We start from the raw sequence: 19443 nt of genomic DNA, 5'->3' as shown, positions 1-19443 counted from the left end.
TGCCGATGTGGAGCGGGTGATGTCACTTTGTAGCCGAGATTGGATAAAACTGACCTAATGTTTAATCCGATTGGTATGAGTGGGGCTCAAGGCCTGAACGTATCGAATGCCCCGATGGTTCTGGGCTGGTCGGGAATGAGAGAAAAAGCGGCCCGGCCCGGAGAAGGTGCGGGAACATGGGGGGGCACAGGGCCTGAAGGTCGGCAAAGTTGTTCAATTTTACTATTCGATAATGAGTTATCGTTTGATATATCTAAACAAAAAATGACCTGTCAGGGGTCGTAGAGCCCAGGTCGGGACGAACATGGCGAGGTGCAGGCGGCACTGTACTCGCATCCCGCCCATAAAAAGAGGTCGCCCGGGCGACCTCTTTGTCGTCTGCAACTTCGCTGCGGATCAGGGCAGGGCATCGGGCCGGAAGGTGTTGCAAGGATCTGTGTCCCTCGTGTCTCAATCGATCAGGGCAATGCATCGGGCCGGAAGCTGGCGCGGATCTGCGGCACCAGGGGGGAGGGGTCGAAGCCTTTCTCCTCCCCGAGCACCGGGTGGAGCAGAGGTTGGTCACGGATGGGGGTGAGGTCCCCCGCCAGCAGTTGCCTTGTGGCCTGCCCCATCTGGTAGAGCTGGCGCACCGGGTCGAACTGGCGGGCGAGATCCAGCCCGTCCCCGGCCCGGGTGAAGGCCATCATGGGGATCTGGTAGCTGGCATCCCGTGGCGGTTTGGCGCCGTGGATACCCTTGCCCGCCGACATCAGGAAGGGCTGGTGGTCCCCGAAGGCCACCACCAGGTAGCGCTTGCCGGAGTTGTCCAGGGTCTTTAGCAGCCGCTCCAGGGAGGCCATGGCATCCACCACCCCGGTGTAGTAGGTGTTGAGCAACTGGGTATCCGCCGGGCTCTGATCCGGGCAGGCGCCGCTGCGCTGCTGGGCCCGGTAGCGATCCCCGTCGAAGGGGCCGTGCCCCTGCATGGTGACCGCGTATGCGAACAGGGGCTGATGGTCCTGGTTGCTGCGTTTGAGCAGGTGATCGATGAGGGCATCGTCGGAGATGTAGAGCCCCTTGTGCTCGAGGGCGCTGAAGCGGGTATCGAACCAGCGCTCCTCATAGCCGAGGGCCGGGATCGCCTTGGCGCGGCCCCAGAACTTCTCCACATAGGGGTGGGCGAACAGGGTCTGGTAGCCGCTTTGGGCTGCACTGCGCGCAAGGCCGGGCACCTTGTCCGAGAGGTAGTAGTAGGGCACCACCCCCTGTTTGAGCAGGCCCACCGGCAGGCCGGTGTTCATCTCGAACTCCGCCAGCACCGTCATGCCGCCCGTGGTGGGGGAGTGGATGGTCTTGCGCCATTGGGCCACGCTGGCGGGCAGGCTCAAGGTGGGGGCGGGGGCGCAGAGACGGCCCTGCCAGTCAAGCCAGAGCGACTCGTATTGCAGCACGATCACCAGATCGAAGCGGGGAGCCCTGGGCTGGGCGGGCAGGCTCAGCTCCGGGGTGCGCTCGTTGATCTGCAAGGGGTAGCGAAACACGTTGCCGCTTTGCAGCATCTCGTCCACCAGGTTGAACAGGTAGAGGCCGGGGCCGGCGCGGATGATGTCCCTGTGGTAGTTCACCGCCCTGTCCACGTAGCGGATGTTGGCCCCGAGCAGCTTGTTGCCGGTCTGGGTGGCGAACACGCAGAGGGCGAAGAAGGCGGCGGTGGCGGCGGCGGTGCGCAGCAAGCCCCGCAGGATCCAGCGGGAGAGGGCGAAGCGCCACACCAGAAAGAGGAGCCCCAGCACGACGAGCACCGGCACCACAGGGTGCTGATCGAGCAGGATGTGCAGCAGGGCCAGCAGGTTGCCCAGATCGTCCCCCCCCAGCGGCACCCCGTAGATGGCGATCTTCATGAAGTTGGCGAGCAGCCCGATGCCCGAGAGGGCGGTGAAGAGCAGCCCCATATAGAGGCTGAAGCCTGCGAGGGCACAGAGGCTCCAGCCCAGCACCATGCTGCCCCAGGCGAGGTAGTAGTGCTCTGGCCGAAAGCCCGACCAGAACAGGAATTCCCCCAGCTTGAACACCACGAAGCCGTGCAGCAGCACGAAGGTGAGGTTGCCAAGCAGCAGGCTGCCTGCCACCCGGGCGCGGTAGCTTCGGCGCAGCCGCGGCAGCAGGGCCTTGAGCACGGCGGCGCTCACCAGCAGCACCAGCAGCAGGCTGGTCATCAGGTAGAGGAGGTTGAAACCGCGCTCCGGCAGGGTCTGGAGGATCTGGCTGTATTCGGCGCTCTCCGGCCTGTCTGCCAGCAGCAGCCCGATGCGCAGCTGGTAGCGGCTGTCCAGGGCGTCGTCGGGGGCGCGCAGGGCGCTGTTGAGGCTCAGGGTGCAGCGCTCCTTGCGGCACTTCTGGCGCTTGTCCACCGCCTGGCTCAGCTGATCGATGCGCACCCCTTTGTCGTTGAGCAGCTCCACCCGCACCTTGTCCCCCTCCTGCAGGGGTTTGAGCAGTTGCCACTGGCTGCGCACCACCAGATAGAAGCCCCGGTTGTCACTTTTGTAGAGCAGGCTGTAGCGATTGAGGGTAGCGATGGGCTGATCCGCCGGGCCCAGAATGAGGGGGGCGGTACGCCCGAGCCAGCTGACGGGGTTGAGCAGCGGCAGGGCGAGGGTCAGCAGCAGCAGGGCGGTCAGCAGACCCAGCAACAGCCCGGCCAGGGGCTGGGAGGCGGGGCGGTGGCCGGTGACGGGGGCATTCATAAGGGCTCATCCTTGGAGCGGTCATGGCAGCGACGACTGCCTCTATTTTGACCCGATGGTGCGTGGCTTGTTCCTTGATGTCAATTTAATGACAACAAGATGAATATTCCGTGATGAGCACTGTGAAGCAATTTGTGATCCCGATCCGCCAGGGGCACTCATTCTGTGATGAAAGCGTCATCATGAGCCTTTGCTGCTGGTCTGGGAGGGGGGCGCTGTTTAGTCTCTCAGTAACGATTGGAGGTACATGTATGAATCCCAAAGTTGCGGCGCGTCAGGCCAGATTGCTCCAGATGCTGGAGAGCAAAGAAGAGATCCGGATCGGGCGGGAGCGGGACTGCCCCCTGCCGCTGCCCCAGCTCGTCCGGCTGACCGAGGATCACCCGGACGTCGTCAAGGTCTACGGTCACGGGCTCACCGCCGAGGTGTTCCATCTCAAGGTGGAGGGGCACCACTGGTGCCTGAAACGCTGCCGCCAGGACTCTCTGGTGGCCAATGTGGACGGCAAGACCGCCTTTCTCACCGAGCTGGAGCGCCGCCGGGAGATAGAGAGCCTGCGGGAGCTGCACCCCACCATCCTCTCCAACGTGGTCTGCACCAGTTTCGGCTCCGCCCGGGCCGGGGTGCTGGTCTCCCCCTGGCTGCGGGGGGAGCCGGTGCGCACGCTCTGCGAGCGCAACCTGGCGCAGATGCTGGCGGTGGAGGCGGAGCTGGCCCGCTGGGGCTGGTTTGACTGGGATCCGAGCCCGGGCAACCTGCTGGATGACGGCCAGCATATCTCGGTGTTCGATTTTGGCTACATGTGGCCCTTCGATCCCCTGCACGAGTTCAATTCCAACGGCCTCACCGATCCCGACTTCCATGTGCCTGAGCGGCTGGAAACCCGCACCCTCTCCGGGCTCTGGCTGGACGAGGCGGATCCCTTGCCGCTGTTTCGCCGCTGGCGCGAGCTCTGCCTCGCCTGGGCCAGGGGAGAGCTGCAATACCTGTCGCGGGAGGGGGCGAGCGCCCCCGTGCTGGCGCGGATGCAGGGACTGGTGGGGGAGTGGAGTGCGGCGCTGGCAAGCGACGAGGCGCTGGCGGCCAACTGGTGGCGCGACATGTACCGCAGCCATCGGCTCGACATCCTGGACGACCTCAGCGGCAAGAGCTGCGGCCCGCTCACCCTGCGCCGCCTCGACTGGCTGGAGCAGGCGGTACGGGAGCACTTCCCGGCCCTGGTGGACAATCTGGCCCCTGACGAAGCGGGGCTCGGTCAGGCCGGGTTGCTGCAACGGCTGGGAGGGTTGCGCGAGCAGATCCGGGCCAATCTGCTGCCCACCCGGGCTACCCTGGTCACCAGCTGATGGTGGAAGAAGAGTGACAAGAGGGGCGCCGCGGCGCCCCTCTTTGCTGAGTGGGGAAGGCCGCCCCGGGTGTGATGGGGCGGAGGAGGCGCGCTGTGTGCCAGCGCCGGGGCGACTCAGTCGAGCAGTTCCCGGTGCAGGCAGTTGACGATGTGGCCCGCCTCGTCCTCTTTGACCAGGAAGCAGAGGTTGTGGGCGCTGGCGCCGTAGCAGATCATCCGGATGTTGTGCTCGCGGATGGCGTCGAACACCTGGCTGCCCACCCCGGCCGCCTCGCTCATGCGGTTGCCGATGAGCGCCACCAGGGCGAAACCGGTCTCCACTTCGACCTTGCACAGCTGGCCGAGCTCCGCCAGCACCTTGTCGTTCAGGATGGGTTCGCCGTTGCTCTGGCTGCCGGTGTGATCCAGGGTCAGGGAGACGCTCACCTCGGAGGTGGTGATGAGATCCACCGAGATGCGGTGACGGGCCAGGATGCCGAACACCTCGGCCAGGAAGCCGTAGGCGTGGAACATGTTGAGGCTGTGCAGGGTCACCAGCACCTGCTGGCGGCGCAGGGCCACGGCCCGGAACAGCGGGTTGCTGCGGGTGGTGGCGCGGATCCAGGTGCCACCGGCGGCGGGATCCTTGGCGGAGCCCACAAACACCGGGATGTCCTGGCGCAGCGCGGGTTGCAGGGTGGCCGGGTGCAGCACCTTGGCGCCGAAGGTGGCCATCTCCGCCGCCTCCACGAAGCTGATTTCGGGGATGGGGCGGGCGCGGGTAACCAGGCGGGGATCCGTGGTGTAGATGCCGGGCACGTCGGTCCAGATCTCGATGCTGCCTGCGTCCAGTGCCTCGGCCAGGAGGGCCGCGCTGTAGTCGGAGCCGCCACGGCCGAGGGTGGTGGTGCGACCATCGCCGTCGGCACCGATGAAGCCCTGGGTGATGACCAGGCTGTCACCCAGCAACGGGCCCACCGCCTGCTGGCAGAGGGCGCGGGTCGCCGCGAGATCCACGGTGGCCTTGCCAAAGCGGCTGTCGGTGCGCAGCAGTTGGCGCGCATCCTGCCACTGGGCCTTGACCCCGCGCTGGTGCAGGAGTTCGGTGAAGAGACGGGTGGACATCAGCTCGCCGCAGGCGATGAGGCGATCGGCGAGTTCGGCGTCGGTGTGCTGACTGGCCTGACGGGCCATGGTGCGAATGTCGCCGAGCTGGGCATGGATGAGGGCGCTCACGTCGCTCGGGTTGCCAAGGGCGGCCAGAATGGCCAGCTGGATGTCGGCAAGACTGGCAAGCTGGGCATCCTGTCCGGCTTCGTCCAGTTCACCCTGAGCCAGGCTCACCAGCAGGTTGGTGACGCCGGCGCTGGCGCTCAGCACCACCACCCGGGTCGCCGGATTGGCCAGCACCACGTCGGCGCAGTGGTTCATGGCCGCGGCATTGGCGACGCTGGTTCCGCCAAACTTGGCGACATTGATCGGGTTCATTGCATACTCCTGTCTCAAGGTGAAAATCCGGTTTCATCGGGCAAATAGAGAGGAGGAGGCAAAAAATGGCAGGAAAACGCGAGGATCCCGGCCAGAAGCACTCCACCTGCAGAGCCCATCCCGTACCCGCCCCAAGTGGGGCGCGGTGTGGGATGACCACTACCGATGACAACCCGGGGGATTCAGCCCCCGCAGCCGACGTGGCGGTGTCCAGTCACTCGCCTCGTCTCGGCGCTGCTCCCCCTGACCCAAGTTCACCGGACACTGGTGTCCTCCCCTGGGCTGCCTGGGCAGCGCTCCTCTTCTGGTGCCACCTGTGACAGGTGGCGTGCATGTACAAATACCTTGGTCTGGATTGCACTGTCAATCGAGTTCGTAAAAAAGAACAAAATTGACGGTAACCAGGCACAAGATCAATCAGTTACGAAATGGTCTTGGACAAAACCTTGGAGCGACGCTGCCAGTTGTAGAAGCGCTGGCGCTCCACCGGCAGATCTTCGACTTCCAGGGGGTCGAAGCCCCGCTCCCGGAACCAGTGGATGGAGCGGGTGGTGAGCACGAACAGGCGACGGATGCCGAGCCGCTTGGCCCGCTCGGCCACCTTGGCGATCAGGGTGTCTCCCCGGTTGGAGTTGCGATACTCCGGGTGGATGGCGACGCAGGCCATCTCGGCCATGGCTTCTTCCATGAAGCAATAGAGCGCGGCGCAGCCGATGATGAGGCCGTCCCGCTCGATGATGGTGAACTTGTCTATCTCCATCTCCAGCTGCTCCCGGGAGCGGCGCACCAGGATCCCTTCCTCCTCCAGCGGACGGATGAGATCCAGGATGCCGCCGATGTCCTCAATGGTGGCGGCCCGGGCCCGCTCGGCGCTTTCGCGCACGATCTGGGTACCCAGCCCCTCGCGGCTGAACAGCTCCTGCAGCATGGCGCCGTCGTCCTGATAGCTCACCAGGTGGGAGCGGGGCACGCCACCCCGGCAGGAAGCGATGGCCGCGCGCAGGTAGCGGGCGGTGCCTGACATCTCTTCCCCCGCCTGCTCCAGCGCCACCAGCAGCTCTTCGGCCTGCTCGGGGAAGAGCTCGGAGATGGCCTCCCCGTGCCTGTCCATTACCCCCTGGGTGCTGCTGAAGCAGATGAGCTTGTCGGCTTTGAGATCCACCGCCACCCGGCGGGCTACCTCTTCCGAGCTCAAGTTGAAGCTCTCGCCGGTGACCGAGCAGCCGATGGGGGAGATGAGCACCAGGCCGTGCTGATCCAGCTGGCGGGTGATCCCCTCCACATCGATGCGACGCACCCGGCCGCTGTGGCAGAAGTCGATGCCGTCATCCACACCCAGCGGCTGGGCGGTGACGAAGTTGCCGCTCACCACGCTGATGCGGGCCCCCTGCATGGGGGTGTTGGCGAGGCCCATGGAGAGCTGGGCGGTGATGTCGTATTGCAGACCGCCGCACACCTGCTTGATGATGGCGAAACTGGCATCGTCGGTGACCCGGATCCGCTTGTGATACTGGGCCTGAATGCCGGCGCGGGCCAGGGCCTCGTCATTTTGCGGGCGCGAACCAAACACCAGCACCAGGCGGATCCCCAAGGTCTGCAGCAGGGCGATGTCGCTGACGATGTTGGCGAAATTGGGGTGACAAATGGCTTCCCCGCCGATCATCAGGACGAAGGTGGCACCCCGGTGCACATTGACATAAGGGGTGGATTGCCGAAAGGCATGGACCAGGCTGGGTTCGCGTTCACGCACGTGTTTCATTCCATAAAAAAGCAGCAATTCGCCCAATATATGAAAATAAATTCACAAATCAAGACTAAATATCGACTTGGTGTTTTTTTGTCGCCATTTTGACCAGTGCGGGCGGGGAGGGGAAGACGCAGGCGAGGGCGGGAGGGTCGCCCCGGGGGCCGCTCCCTGGTTGATCCGGGCTAATAACCTGATATCTTCGGTGTTCCTTTTCGTCAGCCGCATTGCGCGGGGTTTTATACAAGGACAGGGCATATGGAGCAGATTATTTCACCGGCAGAGGCGCTGCCGGGACGGCGGGAAGCGCTGGAGATTGGCCAGGTGCACGCAGTAAACGGCCACCCGACCCAGGGGCCCTGGCCCGAGGGGATGGAGCTTGCCTGGTTCGGCATGGGCTGTTTCTGGGGTGTGGAGCGTCTGTTCTGGCAGCAGCCCGGGGTCTATTCCACCGCCGCCGGGTATCAGGGGGGGCTGACCCCCAATCCCACCTACAAGGAGGTGTGCAGCGGCCTGACCGGCCACGCCGAGACGGTGCAGGTGGTGTTCGATCCCAAGGTCATCAGCTATGGGGATCTCGTCAAGCTGTTCTGGGAACACCATGATCCGGCCCAGGGGATGCGCCAGGGTGGCGACATCGGCACCCAGTATCGCTCCGTCATCTTCGTCGGGGACGACACCCAGGAGGCGATTGCCCAGCAGAGCCTGGCCGCCTACCAGCAGGCCATGACGGCGAGCGGTGACGGGCGCACCATCACCACCCGCATCCTGCCGCTGGCCCCCTTCTACTATGCCGAGGATTATCACCAGCAATATCTGGAGAAGAATCCCGAGGGGTATTGCGGCCTGGGGGGCATCGGCGTCTGCCTGCCTCCCAGCCTGAATCGCTGAGGCGTCATTGCATACCACGGGGGCCATCAGGCCCCCGTGTCATTGTGATGAAAAATAATTGAAAAAAATGCGTCAGGTGGGGAACTAAACTGAACCCTGGCTGACCAACAGGGTAGCGACCACGGATGGTTGCCAAGACCAGACACATTTTTTTGCCCCGAAATTCATTACTCTGACAAGCGCGATGAATTGACAATGCTAGCAAGCAGGGCTGCCCGATGAGGCGGCCCTTTTCATTGGGCGTCCCGCCTCACTCCTCGCCTCATTGCATCTCGTCCCCTTGCCGTCACGGCAGGGATGGGATCAGCCGATGGTGCTGTCGAACAGGTTCTTGATGAGGTCGATGAACTCGATGAGGAAGGCTTGCTGGGCTTCGCTGGGGGCGGACAACCAGACGGCGGAGAGCACCTCTTCCAGGTCGGCGACCACGGCATCGGCTTCCTGCATGATCAGGAAGCGCACCTTGGGGTCGAGCTGGGGGTTCTGCTCGCAGATGGCCATCAGGTTGTCGGCCACCCGGCTGCTCACCAGATCCTCGATGGTCTGGGCACCGCCGCCTTGTTGCTGGCTCTCGAACAGACCCAGACTCTCTACCAGATACTCGATCAGCGCAATGTAACCGTCGCTCTCTACCACCATGATGGCTGCCCTTTCTTCATTGCCTTGGGGAAATGGTGCGTATTTTAGTGGCTGAACCCGTCATGGCAAGCGGCAGTGGAGCCGATGGCGGATAAATTGGACACCGCCGCGCTCCACTGTCTCCAATCCGGTCAGCAGGAAGCCGTGACGCAGGAAGAGGGCGAGGCTGAAGGCGCTCGCCTCCGTGGTGAGGCTGCCAAGCCCCATCTGGCTGGCGGCTGCCAGCACCCGCTCCAGCAGCAGGGTGCCGAGCCCCTGGCGTGGATGATCCGCGCTCACGTAGAGCAGGCTGAGATGACCGTCATCGCTCAGGGTGGCAAAGCCAAGGGGCACATCGTCTTGCTCGATGACCCAACCATGGTGCTCGCGTAACTGGCTGGCAAGCCCCGGGTGATGGGCGCCCCTGGCCCACTGCTCCACATGCTCCGGGCTGTAGTGTGCAGGCCCCAGGCGGCGTACCGACTGCTCGAACAGATCCAGCAGCCTTGGTATGTGCGCCTCCTCGAGGGGGACGATGCGAGGAGAAGAAGGAGACGGCATGGATCAACCCTCCCTGATGGTCGCGCGGGGGGCCTGGGGCCGCTTCGCCCTGGGCAGACCCGCCACCACCCGCTCATAGGAGTGGACTATCCAGCCCTGCCAGAGATCGTCAGACAGGCCTTCACTCAGGGTCACCGTGTTCCAGTGCTGCTTGTTCATGTGCCAGCCCGGTTTCACCTCGGGGTGGATCTCCCGCAGCAGCAGGGCGAGCTCGGGTTCGCACTTCAGGTTGATGGAGAGGGGCTCCGCCTGCCAGTCCACCAGGGCAAACATCTTGCCGGCGATGCGGTAGACCAGGATCTCCGGGCCGAAGGGGGTGTCCTCGGTGGCGCCGGGCTGGCTGAGCAAAAATTCACGCAATTGAACGAGGGTCATGGGGACTCCAGGCTGGTCCGATCATGGTGGAAGCATGTTCACCGGGGTGAGCCTTCTGTTAATATGCGCGCCGAGTATACCCCCCATCACCCCGGGAGCCCATGAGATGTTGTACCACAAGACCTTTGAACTGGGTCCCGATCGGGATTGGGTGGTGTTCGTGCACGGTGCGGGCGGCAGCTCCTCCATCTGGTTCAAGCAGTTGCGGGCCTACCGGGAGCACTTCAACGTGCTGCTGCTGGACCTTCGTGGTCACGGCCAGTCCAACCAGCTGCAGCAGGTGGTAAAGGGGCACTACAGCTTTCGGGCCGTGACCGAGGATATCCTGCGCCTGCTGGATCACCTGCGCATCCCCCACGCCCATTTTGTCGGCATCTCCCTTGGCACCATCCTCATCCGCCACCTGGCGGAGCTTCGCCCCGAGCGGGTCAAGAGCATGGTGCTCGGCGGTGCCATCCTGCGTCTCGACATCCGCTCCCGGGTGCTGGTGCAGCTTGGTCGCCTCGGCCAGCACTTCCTGCCCTACATGTGGCTCTACCGCCTGTTCGCCTTCATCATCATGCCGCGCCAGCACCATCAGGAGTCCCGCAACCTCTTCGTGCGCGAGGCTCGCAAGCTCTGCCAGAAGGAGTTCAAGCGCTGGTTCCGTCTCGCCACCGAGGTGAACCCCCTGATGCGCTACTTTCGCGAGCGGGCCCTGCCCATTCCCACCCTCTACGTGATGGGGGAGGAGGATCACATGTTCCTCGCCCCGGTGCGCGAGCAGGTGGCCCGCGACCCTTACAGTTGCCTCGAAATCATCGAAAAGTGCGGCCACGTCTGCAACGTGGAGCGGCCGGATCACTTCAACCGCCAGTCCTTGGCGTTTCTCTCCCGTCAGGCGGCGTCATCCGCTCTTTGAAGCCCGACAAGGGCCTCAGATGAAGTAGTGGCCAATCTCCAGATAGCGCTGGCGGATGTGCTCGATGAGCAGCCTTATCTTGCGCGGCGGCTGGCGGGTGAAGGGGTAGACGGCGTAGATGCCGAGCTTCTTCCCCACCCGGTCGGGAAACAAGTCCACCAGATCCCCCTGAATCAGGTCGTGATAGACCAGACAGCGCGGCACATAGACGATGCCGCGTCCCCCCAGCGCCGCCTTGCGCAGGGCGCCGGCGTTGTCGGTTGAAAAGCTCCCCGACACCGACACCAGATAGTTGCCCTCTTCCCCCTTGAAGGCCCACTCCGAGGCCCCCGTGCTCTGGTAGGCGTAGCGCAGGCAGTTGTGGGTGAGCAAATCCGACGGCTCCCGCGGTGCCCCGAAGCGGCGCACATAGGCGGGGGCGGCGCAGATGACCCACTGGGAGTCGAGAATGTGGCGGGCAATCAGGCTCGAGTCATCCAGATAGCCGGTGCGAATGACCAGATCGAACCCCTCTTCCACCAGGTTGACGAAGCGGTTGTCCAGCGACATCTCCACCGTGAGCCCCGGGTGCTGCTGGCAAAAATCGGCCACCGCATCGGCCAGCAGCAGTTCGCCGGAGATGGTGGGCACCGACATCCGCACATGACCGCTCACCTTTTCACCAAATCCCGCCACCGCGTCGAAGGCGTCCAGTGCGGCGGCCTTCACATTTTTGGCACCTTGATAGAGCGCCTTGCCCGCCTCGCTCAGGGTGAGCCGGCGGGTGGTGCGATAGAGGAGCTGCACCCCGAGCTCCTCCTCAAGACGCCCGATCCGCTTGCTAACCACTGAATTTGTAAGGAAATTTTGTTCAGCTACCTTGCTGAAGGAGCCGGCCTCCACCACCTGGGCGAAGAGGATGAGGTCGTCGGTACTGGCCATATTGATCAACTTTTGGAACGAATGTTGTTCATTATTTCCATATATCGCGAAAAAGGAACAGGGTAAGGTCACGTCCGCTTAACAAAACAACAACAAGGTGCGCCTCTGCACCCCTCTGGACAAGGACGCAATGATGACAGACACCCTGCTGGCCCTGGTGGCCTTCTCGCCGATCCTGGTGGCCGCCGTGCTGCTGGTCGGCCTCAACTGGCCCGCCAAGCGCGCCATGCCCGTCGCCTTCCTGTTGACCGTGTTCATCGCCCTCTGGGGCTGGCAGATGAGCCCGACCCGGGTCTTCGCCTCCACCCTGCAGGGGCTGGTGATCACGGTGACCGTGCTCTGGATCGTGTTCGGCGCCATCCTGATGCTCAATACCCTCAAACACACCGGTGCCATCACCGCCATTCGCGGCGGTTTTACCAACATCTCGCCGGACAGGCGCATCCAGGCCATCATCATCGCCTGGTGCTTCGGCGCCTTTATCGAAGGGGCCTCGGGCTTTGGCACTCCGGCCGCCATCGCCGCGCCGCTGCTGGTGGCCATCGGCTTTCCGGCGCTCGCCGCCGTGCTGCTCGGCATGATGATCCAGTCCACCCCGGTGTCGTTCGGCGCGGTGGGCACCCCCATCCTGGTGGGTATCAACAAGGGGCTGGATAACCAGGCCATCGGCCAGACCCTGAGCGCCGGTGGCAGCAGCTGGGACATCTACCTGCAGCAGGTGACCACCAACGTGGCCCTCATTCACGCCACCGTCGGCACCCTGATGCCGGTGCTGATGGTGATGATGCTGACCCGCTTCTTCGGCCGCAACCGCAGCTGGACCGAGGGGCTCTCCATCCTGCCCTTCGCGATTTTCGCCGGGCTCGCCTTCACCGTCCCCTATGCCCTCACCGGCATGCTGCTCGGCCCCGAGTTCCCGTCCCTCATCGGCGGTCTGGTGGGGCTGGCCCTGGTGGTGACGGCGGCGCGAGCCGGTTTTCTGGTGCCCAAGAACTCCTGGGATTTCGCCCCCGAGAACGAGTGGCCCGCCGAGTGGCTGGGCTCCCTCAAGCTCGATCTCAAAGAGGCCGCCGGTCGCCCCATGTCGCTCATGCTGGCCTGGCTCCCCTATGTGGCGCTGGCGCTCCTGCTGGTGGCGAGCCGGGTGAGCCCGGCATTCAAGGCCAGCCTCCTGTCGGTGAGCCTCGCCTTCACGGACCTTTTGGGGGAGAAGGGGGTCAGCGCCTCCATTGAGCCACTCTACCTGCCGGGGGGCCTGCTGGTGCTCTGCGCCCTGCTCGCCACCTGGCTGCAATCGCGCTCCCTCGCCCCCTTCGGTCGGGCGCTGGGGGAGTCCAGCCGCACCCTGATCGGCGCCGGCTTCGTGCTGATTTTCACCGTGCCCATGGTGCGCATCTTCATCAACTCCGGCGTCAACGGGGTGGATCTCGCCAGCATGCCGGTGACCACCGCCAACTTTGCCGCCGGGCTGGTGGGGGAGTTCTTCCCTGCGCTCAGCGCCACCATCGGCGCGCTGGGGGCCTTCATCGCCGGCTCCAACACGGTATCGAACATGATGTTCAGCCAGTTCCAGTTTGAAGTGGCCCAGACCCTGGGGGTCTCCACCGCCGCCATGCTGGCCCTGCAGGCAGTCGGCGCCGCCGCGGGCAACATGATCGCCATTCACAACGTGGTGGCGGCGTCGGCCACCGTGGGGCTGCTCGGTCGTGAGGGGGCGACGCTGCGCAAGACGGCGCTGCCGACCCTCTACTACCTGCTGGTCACCGGCCTTATCGGGCTGGCGCTCATGTACAGCTTCCACATCTCGGACGCACTGCTGCAGCTCAAGTAAGGAGAGCAAGTGATGAAGGTAATGCGGGTCTACCCGGCCAAGCCGGCCGATGTCTATCTCTACGCCACCTGTCTGGTGGACCTGTTCGACCCGGTGGCGGGGCTCGATGCCATCGCCCTGATCGAGCGGGAAGGGATAAGGGTGCACTTTGTCGAGAAACAGACCTGCTGCGGGCAGCCGGCCTACACCTCGGGTCATGAGGAGGAGGCGCGCAAGGTGGCGCAAAGCCAGATGGCGCTCTTCCCCGAGCCCTGGCCGGTGGTGGTGCTGTCGGGCTCCTGCGGCGGCATGATGCACCACCACTACCGCCGCCTCTTCCCCGAGAGCCCCGAGGTGGCCGATTTTTGCGATCGGGTGTTCGAGCTCACCGAGTTTCTGGCCCGGATCTGCCGGGTGCGCTGGCACGGGGTGGGGGAGGCGAGCATCGTCATGCACACCTCCTGCTCGGCCCGGCGCGAGATGCAGGTACACACCACGGCCCGCAGCCTGCTGGGGCAGCTCGATGGCGTCACCTTGCATGAACAGGCCTACGAGAGCGAGTGCTGCGGCTTTGGCGGCACCTTCTCGGTGCGCCACCCCCACATCAGCCAGGCCATGGTGGAGGACAAGACCCGCCACCTGCTGGCCACCGGCGCCGACACCCTGGTGAGCGCCGACTGGGGGTGCCTCTTGAACATCAAGGGATCCCTGGCCTATCAGGGCAGGATCTTGCCTGCCACCCACCTGGCGAGCTTCCTGCTCGCCCACAGCCGCCCCGACAGTGACGAAATAGCTCATAACGGCGCCGCTGTTAGCGATTTGGCTCATACCAAAGAGGCCCAGCCCCATGTCTGATCACGCCAAGTATTCGCCGCGCCGCTTCCATCCTCAGGCCGAGGCGGCCCTGGCCGACCCGGTGCTGCGCCAGAATTTTCGCGGCGCCATGGATTACCTGCGCGCCAAGCGCCGGGATGCCTTCGCCGACCCGCAGGAAGAAGCGGCGGTGCGCGATGCGGCGGAGCAGATCCGCCAGCGCTGCCTCTCGCGTCTGCCGGACCTGCTGGAGCAGCTCGAAGCCAACTGCGAGCGCAACGGCATCCGGGTGCACTGGGCCCAGACGCCGGCCGAGGCCAACGCCATCATCCTCGGTATCGCCCAAAAAAACGGGGTGAGCAGCATCGTCAAGGGCAAGTCCATGGTGAGCGAGGAGGTAGGCTTCAACCACGAGATGGCGCGCCACGGCATCCGCTGCCTTGAGAGCGACATGGGGGAGTTTATCGTCCAGCTCGACGGCGACACCCCGTCCCACATCATCATGCCCGCCATCCACAAGAACAAGCAGGAGGTGAGCGACACCTTCGCAAGCAACCTGGAAGGCTTCACCCCCACCACGGACGTGGACGCCCTGATCCAGACCGGGCGGCGGGCCCTGCGCGAAGAGTTTCGCCGCGCCGGCATGGGGCTCTCCGGCGTCAACTTCGCGGTGGCCGAGACCGGCAGCCTGTGTCTCGTCGAGAACGAGGGCAACGGGCGTATGTGCACCACGGTGCCGAAAGTGCACGTGGCCATCACCGGCATCGAGAAGGTGGTGGAGTGCTTATCCGACGTGCCGCCCCTCTACAGCGCCCTGACCCGCTCGGCCACCGGTCAGGCCATCACCACCTACTTCAACGTCATCAGCGGCCCGCGCCGGGCAGGGGAGCTGGACGGCCCGGACGAGGTACACCTGGTATTGCTCGACAACGGCCGCAGCCAGGCTTACCGGGATGAGGAGCTGCGCAAGACATTGCAGTGCATCCGCTGCGGCGCCTGCATGAACCACTGCCCGGTCTACACCCGCATCGGTGGCCACGCCTACGGCACCATCTACCCGGGCCCCATCGGCAAAATCATCTCCCCCCACCTGCTGGGGCTGGAAAGCACGAGCGATCTGGTGACGGCCTCGAGCCTGTGCGGTGCCTGCGGCGAGGTGTGCCCGGTGCGCATCCCCATTCCCGATATGTTGCAGCGCCTGCGCCGGGAGGCCAAGCACGACGCACAGCCCGGTCACGAACCGCTGGCGGGGCAGGGGGCGGCCAAAAGCCGGCTCGAGACCCTCGCCATGCAGGGCTTTGCCTTTGCCGCCACCCACCCGCGCCTCTACCACGCCGCAACCGGGGTGGCCGGTCGCCTGCGGGGCTTGATGCCCAAACACCTGGGCCCCTGGACCCAGTGCCGCGAAGCCCCCCAACCCGCCCCCCAGAGCCTGCACGCCCTGCTGCGCCAGAAGAAGAAGGAGTCCTGAGATGTCGAGCAAAGAGGCCATATTAAGCCGCCTGCGCGGTGCAGCCACCCCCATTGCCCACGCACCACACGCCTGGCAGCCCTGGCGCGGGGAGGATGAACAGGCGCGGTGCGAGCGCTTTCTTGGCATGATCACCGCCAGCCACGCCGAGATCCTCACCGTCAAGGAGGCAAATCTTGCCCGGGATCTGAGCGCCTGGCTGGAAGAAGAAGGCGTGACGCATCTGGCCTGTGGCCAGGGCGGCCGCTGGCAGGCGGCGGTCGCGGCCGCCTGCGCTGGGCGCTCTGTGCTGACCCCGGCGGGGGAGTTCGCCGGCTGGAAGGACGATCTGTTCGACGCCTGTCAGGCGGGCATCACCCACTGCGCGGGGGCCATCGCCGATACCGGCACGCTCGTGTTGCTGCCCGATGGTGGCGAGCCGCGCACCTTATCCCTGGTCCCCCCCTGCCATATCGCCCTGCTGGCGGCCTCCACCATCGCCGACAACCTGGCGGGGCTGGTGGCGGCCGGGCGCTGGCAGCAGGCCATGCCCACCAACCTGCTGCTGGTTTCCGGCCCCTCCAAGACCGCCGACATCCAGCAGACCCTGGCCTACGGCGCCCACGGCCCGAGTCGCCTCTTGGTGGTGCTGGTGGAGGATTGCTGATGGGCTGGAATGAATTTGACGCTGCCGTGCTCGCGCGTATTCCACCGGAGCGGCTGGTGAGCGACCCGGATCTTCGGCTGGCCCACGGCACGGACGCGAGCTTCTACCGGCTGGTGCCCGAGCGCATCGTGCGCCTCGACTCCCTCGAGGAGGTGCGCTTCGTGCTCGGAGTGTGCCGCGAATTGAACCTGCCGTGCACCTTTCGCGCCGCCGGCACCAGCCTCTCGGGCCAGGCCCTGAGCGATTCGGTACTCATCACCCTGACCGACAGCTGGCGCGGCCATCGCATTCTGGACGAGGGGGCCCGCATCGCCCTGCAACCCGGGGTGATCGGCGCCGATGCCAACCGCTATCTGGCGCCCCTGGGGCGCAAGATTGGGCCGGATCCCGCCTCCATCAACGCCTGCAAGCTCGGCGGCATCGCCGCCAACAACGCGAGCGGCATGTGCTGCGGCACCGCCCACAACAGCTATCACACCTTGCACGCCATGACCCTGCTGCTGGCCGATGGCACCGTGCTGGACAGCAGCGATCCCCACAGCCGCGCCGCCTTTGCGGCCAGGCGCCCAGAGCTGCTCACGGGGCTCGCCGCCCTGCGCGCCGAGGTGCTGGCGAACGCCGAGCTTGCCGCCAAGATCCGCCACAAGTACCGGCTCAAGAACACCACCGGCTACGCCATCAATGCCCTGCTCGACCATGAGGACCCCGTCGATATCCTCACCCACCTGATGATTGGCTCGGAGGGGACCCTCGGCTTTATCGCCGAGGTGGTGCTCGATACCGTGCCGGAATACCCCTACAAGGCCTCGGCCCTGCTGGTGTTTCGGGACGCCGAGCAGGCCTGTCTGGCCACCTCGCGCCTGAAAAGTGCGCCGGTGGCGGCGGTGGAGCTGATGGATGGGCGCTCCCTTCGCTCGGTCGCGGGCAAGCCCGGCCTGCCGGACTTTATCAAGACCCTGGACCTGGCTGCCTGCGCCCTGCTTGTGGAGGTGCATGGGGAATCGAAAGAGGAGCTGGTGGATCGCTGCGAGCAGGTGACGGCCATGGCCGCCGAGTTCGCCCAGGTCGCCTCTGTGCCATTTACCAGCGACAGCGCCGGGCTCTGGGCCATTCGCAAGGGGCTCTTCCCGGCGGTGGGGGCGGTGCGCACCACGGGCACCACAGTCATCATCGAGGATGTCGCCTTTCCCATCGAGCGTCTGGCCGAAGGGGTAGCGGGGCTGCAGCAACTGTTCGATCGCTTCGAATACGGTGAAGCCATCATCTTCGGCCACGCGCTGGAGGGGAACCTGCACTTCGTCTTTACCCAAGGCTTTGATGATCCGGCCCAGGTGGCCCGCTACGGTGCCTTTATGGATGCGGTGGCCGAACTCGTCGCGGTACGCTTTGGCGGGTCCCTCAAGGCCGAGCACGGCACCGGCCGCAACATGGCCCCCTATGTGGAGCTGGAATGGGGGCCGGAGGGGATGGCGCTGATGCGCCGCATCAAGGCGCTGCTTGACCCCGATGGCCTACTCAATCCCGGTGTCATCATCAACGACGACCCCAAGGCCCACCTGGCCCACCTCAAGCCCATGCCGGCGAGCGATGCCATCGTCGATCCCTGCATCGAATGCGGCTTTTGCGAAGCGGTCTGCCCCTCGCGCACTCTGTCGCTCTCACCACGCCAGCGCATCGTACTCTACCGCGAACTGGCCCGCCGCAATCGTGCCGATGAGCCCTCCAACCAGCTGGCCCGGCTGTTTGACTATCAGGGCATCGATACCTGCGCCGCGACCGGGCTCTGCGCCGATCGCTGCCCGGTGGGCATCAATACCGGCAGCCTGATCAAGAAATTGCGCCACGAAAAGTACAGTCGCTTCGTGCCCATCGCCCGCTGGAGCGCCGATCACTTCGCCGGTGTCACTCGCACCGCCCGCGGGGCCCTCGGCCTCAAAGCCATTGCCGGCAAGGTATTGGGGGAGAAAGCGCTGGCAGGTCTGGTGAACGGGGTTCGCCATCTGAGCGGCCAGCGCACACCCGCCTGGCTGCCGACCCTGCCGGGGCTGAGCCGCTACCAGTGGCCGCAAGGGGAGGGGAGCCATAGCGGATCCAGCGAGGACATTGGAGGGGATCGCACCGTGGTTTATCTGCCTTCCTGCGCGAGCCGGGTATTCGGCCAGCAGGAGGAAGCCCCGTCACTGCCGGACGTTGTGTACTCCCTGCTCAATAAAGCGGGTTGCCGGGTGATAGTGCCGGCGAGAGTTGAGGGGCTCTGCTGCGGCATGCCCTATGACAGCAAGGGGATGGCAGAGGTCGCTGAGGCCAAGCGTAATGAGCTGGCCGAGGCCTTGTGGCAGGCAAGCGAGCAGGGGCGTTGGCCCGTGTTACTTGACACCAGCCCCTGCGTACAGCGGCTGCTCTCGGGGGAGATCGGCAAGGGCCTTCGGGTGTTTGAGCCCTCCGCCTTTGTGCTGGAACACCTGCTGCCCCACCTTGAGCTGACCCCCATCGATGAGACAGTGATGCTCCATATCACCTGTAGCAGCCGGCGCATGGGGCTCGGCGATAAGATGCTGGCGCTGGCCCGCGCCTGCGCCCGCGAGGTGATCGTGCCTGAGCATATCCAGTGCTGCGGCTTTGCCGGTGACAAGGGGCTGATGACCCCGGAGCTCAACGCCGCCGCCCTCGCCAGCCTGCCCGCCCAGGTCCCCAGCGATTGCCGCCAGGGTTTCAGCAACAGCCGCACCTGCGAAATGGGGCTCAGCCAGCACGCCGGCATTCCCTATCACAGCATCCTCTATCTGGTGGATCAGGCGGCGAAATAAATAACCCCCCGGCAGAATATATGCTGCCAGGGGGTATTGGATGGATATGTACATACAGTAAGTGGAGTGTACACGCATCGATTACAATTTACACAGCAAAGTAAGTGGGTGTTTCTCTTGGCTTGAGACCACGGTTACAGTTATCTTATTTTTGCTTGGAATTCAGGGAAATTACTTAATGCATCAAATGCAGAAAAAACACTCCAGCCATGTTTTCTCAACACGTGAGAAGTCGTCATGTTTATCAACACGGCGACCTTTCGTCTAGGGAAGGTGCGAATAAGTCATATGGCACAAGAGCATTTACTGGTAACCCATTGATATTAAATGACTAAAATTTT

General features: G+C 64.5%; 15 protein-coding genes and 1 riboswitch. Of the genes, 8 read left to right on the top strand and 7 right to left on the bottom strand.

What is annotated here, in order from left to right; all coding sequences use genetic code 11:
- Window positions 1–458 precede the first annotated feature (458 nt).
- Window positions 459–2729 carry an LTA synthase family protein gene (locus tag OKB81_RS12825; RefSeq protein WP_160837667.1) on the bottom strand — a complete coding sequence of 757 codons (2271 nt, stop codon included), beginning with the start codon at window positions 2727–2729 and terminating at the stop codon, window positions 459–461.
- Between the two features lie 251 nt (window positions 2730–2980).
- On the opposite strand from OKB81_RS12825, the gene OKB81_RS12820 reads away from it, so the two are divergent.
- Window positions 2981–4075 carry a hypothetical protein gene (locus OKB81_RS12820; RefSeq protein WP_010674362.1) on the top strand — a complete coding sequence of 365 codons (1095 nt, stop codon included), beginning with the start codon at window positions 2981–2983 and terminating at the stop codon, window positions 4073–4075.
- A 116-nt stretch (window positions 4076–4191) separates the two neighbouring features.
- On the opposite strand, the gene lysC is transcribed toward OKB81_RS12820, so the two are convergent.
- Window positions 4192–5544: a lysine-sensitive aspartokinase 3 gene (gene lysC, locus OKB81_RS12815; protein ID WP_128297322.1), complete on the bottom strand. Its 1353-nt coding sequence runs from the start codon at window positions 5542–5544 to the stop codon at window positions 4192–4194.
- 87 nt (window positions 5545–5631) lie between these two features.
- Window positions 5632–5856, bottom strand: a riboswitch (Lysine riboswitch).
- Between the two features lie 109 nt (window positions 5857–5965).
- Entirely contained in the window at window positions 5966–7294 is a 1329-nt protein-coding gene (argA, locus tag OKB81_RS12810) for an amino-acid N-acetyltransferase (RefSeq protein WP_041215931.1), read from the bottom strand.
- 252 nt (window positions 7295–7546) lie between these two features.
- Here argA and msrA point away from each other — a divergent pair, with 252 nt between their 5' ends.
- A complete protein-coding gene (gene msrA / locus OKB81_RS12805; protein ID WP_010674365.1) occupies window positions 7547–8179 on the top strand; it encodes a peptide-methionine (S)-S-oxide reductase MsrA in 633 nt (210 codons plus the stop codon).
- 303 nt (window positions 8180–8482) lie between these two features.
- Here msrA and OKB81_RS12800 read toward each other — a convergent pair whose 3' ends face one another.
- Genes OKB81_RS12800 through OKB81_RS12790 form a run of 3 tightly spaced genes read right to left on the bottom strand, consistent with a single transcriptional unit; the run spans window position 8483 to window position 9733 of the window.
- Window positions 8483–8818 carry a DUF3802 family protein gene (locus OKB81_RS12800; protein ID WP_041215402.1) on the bottom strand — a complete coding sequence of 112 codons (336 nt, stop codon included), beginning with the start codon at window positions 8816–8818 and terminating at the stop codon, window positions 8483–8485.
- 60 nt (window positions 8819–8878) lie between these two features.
- Window positions 8879–9358, bottom strand: a complete 480-nt coding sequence (locus OKB81_RS12795) for a GNAT family N-acetyltransferase (protein WP_160837665.1) — start codon at window positions 9356–9358, stop codon at window positions 8879–8881.
- A 3-nt stretch (window positions 9359–9361) separates the two neighbouring features.
- On the bottom strand, window positions 9362–9733 hold the full coding sequence (locus tag OKB81_RS12790; protein ID WP_039038958.1) for an MmcQ/YjbR family DNA-binding protein: 372 nt from the start codon (window positions 9731–9733) through the stop codon (window positions 9362–9364).
- A 106-nt stretch (window positions 9734–9839) separates the two neighbouring features.
- Between OKB81_RS12790 and OKB81_RS12785 the strand changes: the two genes are divergently transcribed.
- Window positions 9840–10634: an alpha/beta fold hydrolase gene (locus tag OKB81_RS12785; RefSeq protein WP_160837663.1), complete on the top strand. Its 795-nt coding sequence runs from the start codon at window positions 9840–9842 to the stop codon at window positions 10632–10634.
- Window positions 10635–10649: 15 nt separating this feature from the next.
- Here the strand turns inward: OKB81_RS12785 and OKB81_RS12780 are convergent, their stop codons facing one another.
- Window positions 10650–11627, bottom strand: a complete 978-nt coding sequence (locus OKB81_RS12780; RefSeq protein WP_270662762.1) for a LysR family transcriptional regulator — start codon at window positions 11625–11627, stop codon at window positions 10650–10652.
- Window positions 11628–11688: 61 nt separating this feature from the next.
- Here OKB81_RS12780 and OKB81_RS12775 point away from each other — a divergent pair, with 61 nt between their 5' ends.
- From OKB81_RS12775 to OKB81_RS12755, 5 genes are read left to right on the top strand one after another with little or no spacing between them, the layout of a single operon-like run.
- Entirely contained in the window at window positions 11689–13386 is a 1698-nt protein-coding gene (locus tag OKB81_RS12775) for an L-lactate permease (protein ID WP_160837675.1), read from the top strand.
- 12 nt (window positions 13387–13398) lie between these two features.
- A complete protein-coding gene (locus OKB81_RS12770) occupies window positions 13399–14220 on the top strand; it encodes a (Fe-S)-binding protein (protein WP_010674372.1) in 822 nt (273 codons plus the stop codon).
- Entirely contained in the window at window positions 14213–15649 is a 1437-nt protein-coding gene (locus OKB81_RS12765; protein ID WP_160837659.1) for a LutB/LldF family L-lactate oxidation iron-sulfur protein, read from the top strand. Before OKB81_RS12770 ends, OKB81_RS12765 begins: the two co-directional genes overlap by 8 nt.
- 1 nt (window position 15650) lies before the next feature.
- Window positions 15651–16295, top strand: coding sequence for a LutC/YkgG family protein (locus OKB81_RS12760; protein ID WP_270670181.1), 645 nt, complete (start codon window positions 15651–15653; stop codon window positions 16293–16295).
- Window positions 16295–19102 (top strand): FAD-binding and (Fe-S)-binding domain-containing protein, encoded by a 2808-nt coding sequence (locus OKB81_RS12755; protein ID WP_270662764.1) that lies wholly within the window; start codon window positions 16295–16297, stop codon window positions 19100–19102. Before OKB81_RS12760 ends, OKB81_RS12755 begins: the two co-directional genes overlap by 1 nt.
- Window positions 19103–19443: the final 341 nt, after the last annotated feature.

Source organism: Aeromonas sp. QDB56, from assembly GCF_027705505.1.
GTDB classification, from domain to species: Bacteria; Pseudomonadota; Gammaproteobacteria; order Enterobacterales; family Aeromonadaceae; genus Aeromonas; species Aeromonas caviae.
The sequence above is the reverse complement of the archived record's forward strand: the minus strand, read 5'-3'. Positions and strand labels throughout refer to the sequence as shown.